General features: G+C 69.1%; 2 protein-coding genes. One reads left to right on the top strand and one right to left on the bottom strand.

All coding sequences use genetic code 11. The features are described from left to right. Positions 1–474: DUF2853 family protein (locus tag GJV64_RS14510; RefSeq protein ID WP_164158187.1), on the bottom strand; the 474-nt coding region annotated here is incomplete at its 3' end. 125 nt (positions 475–599) lie between these two features. Between GJV64_RS14510 and coaBC the strand changes: the two genes are divergently transcribed. Further along, a partial coding sequence (coaBC, locus tag GJV64_RS14505) for a bifunctional phosphopantothenoylcysteine decarboxylase/phosphopantothenate--cysteine ligase CoaBC (protein WP_408015006.1) occupies positions 600–1,389 on the top strand: 790 nt, incomplete at its 3' end.

The following is a 1,389-nucleotide window of genomic DNA, read 5'->3' as shown; positions in this document are numbered from 1 at the left end:
CACGAACAGATCAGGCGCCGGCGGGGGTGGCGGCGGTGGCGCAGGCGGGGCGACTGTCGCCGGCTGGGGCGCTGGCTCCTGCGGGGCGGGCGCTGCGAGCAGCGGTTCTGGCGCCGCGGCCGTCGCCGGCGCGGCCTTTACCGCTTTCGCCTTGGGCCGGAAATCCTCCAGCCGACCGAAATGCTGGGCCAGCAGATAATAGACGGTCACGCGGTTCTTGGTGCGATCGGCCTTCATCACCTCGCCCACCTTGGCGATGGCGGCATCGAGCACGCTGTCAGGATCGGTCAGGCCCAGCTTCTTCTTCAGGAAATTGTTGCGCACCCGATCGGTTTCGGTCGCATCAGAAAAGGAAACGAGCGAGGAATCGCGGTTCCTGAGCGCAATGCCGCAATAGCGGACGATCCCGGCGATGATCGCGTCATCGGCATCAGGCACATATTTCTTGACGTCAATCGCCCAGTCTTCGGCCATGTCGCATCCCCCGGTTGCGGAACTGGCAGCACCATATGCCGAACCGCCACGGCCCGGCAATGGTGTGCTCGTGCTGGCCTCGCCGCCAACGCTGCGCTATGCCGCCCCCTGTGCAAACCATGAGCATGCAGGGCAAGACCATCCTTCTCATCGTCGGCGGCGGCATTGCGGCCTTCCGTTCGCTCGAACTGGTGCGCGAGCTGCGGCGCGCCGGCGCCCGCGTGCTGCCGGTGCTGTCGCGCAATGCCAATCGCTTCGTCACGCCGCTGTCGCTGGCGGCGCTGGCCGGCGAGAAGGTGCGCCAGTCGCTGTGGGATCTCGAGGACGAGGCCACAATGGGCCATATCGAGCTGAGCCGCGCCGCCGATCTCATCGTCGTGTGCCCGGCCAGTGCCTCGCTGATCGCCCGCGCCGCCACCGGCCAGGCCGATGACCTCGCCACCACGCTGCTGCTCGCCACCGACACGCCGGTGCTGTTCGTGCCGGCCATGAATGTCCGCATGTGGCAGCACCCGGCAACTGTGCGCAACGTCGCCACGCTGATCGCCGATGGCGCCACGGTGATGGAGCCTGATGTCGGCGAGATGGCCTGTGGCGAAGTTGGCCGGGGGCGTCTGCCGCAGGTCCCGGCCATCATGGCCGCCATTGCCGCCCGGTTCGGAAACCGGCCGCTCGCCGGCCGCCATGCGCTGGTCACCGCCGGGCCGACGCACGAGCCGATCGACCCGGTGCGCTTCATCGGCAACCATTCGTCCGGGAAGCAGGGATTTGCGATCGCCGCCGCGCTGGCCCGGGCCGGTGCGCGCGTTACGCTGGTCGCCGGGCCGGTCAGCCTGCCGACCCCGGCCGGTGTAAGCCGCGTGGACGTGACGACGGCGCGCCAGATGCAGGCTGCGTGCGAGGCGGCGCTGCCGG

The sequence above is a fragment of the Sandarakinorhabdus rubra genome, from assembly GCF_010994245.1.
Lineage (GTDB): Bacteria > Pseudomonadota > Alphaproteobacteria > Sphingomonadales > Sphingomonadaceae > Sandarakinorhabdus > Sandarakinorhabdus rubra.
Note: the sequence above shows the minus strand (reverse complement) of the source record. Positions and strands in the feature narration are given on the sequence as shown.